The 1,834-nt window shown below is 77.2% G+C and carries 1 protein-coding gene and 2 tRNA genes; all 3 read right to left on the bottom strand.

The genetic code is table 11. The features are described from left to right. Positions 1-62: 62 nt before the first annotated feature. The gene (locus ABEB16_RS09105) at positions 63-947 is read right to left on the bottom strand and encodes a rhamnogalacturonan acetylesterase (protein WP_345711940.1); all 885 of its coding nucleotides are present in this window, start codon (positions 945-947) and stop codon (positions 63-65) included. Between the two features lie 330 nt (positions 948-1,277). Beyond that, positions 1,278-1,350, bottom strand: a tRNA-Arg gene (locus ABEB16_RS09100). Between the two features lie 149 nt (positions 1,351-1,499). Beyond that, a tRNA-Ser gene (locus ABEB16_RS09095) sits at positions 1,500-1,590 on the bottom strand. Positions 1,591-1,834 lie beyond the last annotated feature (244 nt).

Raw genomic sequence — 1,834 nt, 5'->3', positions numbered from 1 at the left:
GCCCAGCGCGCGCCGGGACAGCGGGGCCCGCCGGTGCGGCGCGCCGTGCGGGGTGCCCGCGGTCACGGCAGCGCCGCCGGGGGTGCGACCTCGGCCGGGCGCTGCGCCGGCCACGTCAGGGCGTCCTCCGGGACGTGCTGCCGGTGCAGGCCCACCACGGTCCCCGGCCGCACGATCCGCTGCCGGTCCAGTTCCGAGGCCACGGTGCGGGCCAGCTCGATCGCCCCCGCGGCGCGGAAGTGGGTGTTGTCCACGACCCCGGCGGGGTGGTTCGCGGACTCACCCGGTGCCAGGTGCAGGAAGGCGGACGTCGTGCCGTCGGGGCCGAGGGAGTTCCACAGCTGCAGGCTCAGCGCGGTGAGGTCCACCAGGGCGATCCCCTCGCGCGCCGCGAGCGCCCGCGCCGCCGCGGGGTAGTCCCCGTGCGACTCGCGGGCACGCCCGTCCGCGTCGAACCGGCGCCGCTCGACGGGCGTCACCACCACCGGCACGCCCCCGCGGGCCCGCGCCCCGTCGGCGAAGCGGGCCAGGTGCTGCTGGTAGGTGCCCCACGGGTCGGTGTAGCGCGCGGGGTCCTCCTGCTTGGAGTCGTTGTGCCCGAAGGAGACGAGCACGACGTCGCCCTCGCACACCTCGGCGAGCAACCGGTCCAGGCGGCCGGAGTCGGCGAAGCTCTTCGTGCTGGCCCCGGACCAGGCGTGGTTGCGGACGGCGACCACCGGGGGCAGGAACACCTCCAGGGCCTGACCCCACCCGGCGCGCGGTGCCTCGTGGGCCGCGTAGGTGGCGGCGGTGGAGTCGCCCGAGACGAGGATCGCCGGGTGGCGCCGGCCGCGGCCGCGCGCGGAGCCGGCGCGCGGAGCGGTTGCTGCGGCGGGCTGTGCACCCAGGGCGAGGGCGGCTGCGGCGGGCAGCAGGGACAGGGCGGTTCTGCGCGACGTCGTCATCGGGCCTCCGGATCGGCGGGCGGTGGGCCGGGCCGCGGCGCTGCGCGGGCACGACCGGGCCGCGGGGGTCCGGGACGGGGGCGTCGCTGCCGGTCCGCCCCGGAACGGGCTGGGGTGTGCCACGGCGCCGTGGCACACCGTATGGGAAACCGGTTACCGGCGCTCAACGTGTCAGCGGCCCGAAAAGGTGTCAAGAGGAAGGGCGCCGGTGGTCCGCGCGCGGAGGGATCCGCCGGCCGCGCCGGGTCCTCGCGCCGACCGGTGGACCGCAGCACGCAACAGGCCCCCGGACCGGGGTCCGGGGGCCTGTCACGTCGCTGTCTCAACGAGTGCGCCCGAAGGGATTCGAACCCCTAACCTTCTGATCCGTAGTCAGATGCTCTATCCGTTGAGCTACGGGCGCGGGCGCTGCGCTGGGCGCAGCGGCCGGGGTCAACTGTAGCGGGCTCGGTGCTGCAGCACCTAATCGCCTCCCCCGGACGCCGCACCCGGCCCCGGCCCCGGCGGACGCGACGAGACCCCGCCCCCCGGGAGGGGACGGGGCCTCGGGTGCGGAGGTGGCGGGATTTGAACCCGCGAGGGGGTTGTAGCCCCCAACCCGCTTAGCAGGCGGGCGCCATAGACCGGACTAGGCGACACCTCCACGGCAGGACCGCGCACCGATCAGGACCGGCAGCGGACCACCCCCACAGAGGCTAGCAGCCGTGCGTGCGCCGCAGCAGCCGCCGGGCACCGTGCCAGGATCGGCCCGTGAGCGACGTCGACGACCACCCCGGCGCGGGCCCCGCCGGTCGTCCCCGGCGGGTCGGCGCGGCGGCCGGCGGCGTCGCGGGAGTCGACGTCCTCGCCGCGGCCGCCGGGGCCTGGGCCCTGCTGCGCGACGACGG

Origin of the sequence: Kineococcus glutinatus (genome assembly GCF_039542765.1) — a bacterium.
GTDB lineage: Bacteria > Actinomycetota > Actinomycetes > Actinomycetales > Kineococcaceae > Kineococcus_A > Kineococcus_A glutinatus.
This window is presented reverse-complemented; position numbering and strand designations above follow the sequence as displayed.

What these genes read in the sequence shown, in the direction of transcription:
- ABEB16_RS09105 (WP_345711940.1), bottom strand. Translation starts at nt 947, where the DNA reads ATGACGACGTCGCGCAGAACCGCCCTGTCCCTGCTGCCCGCCGCAGCC.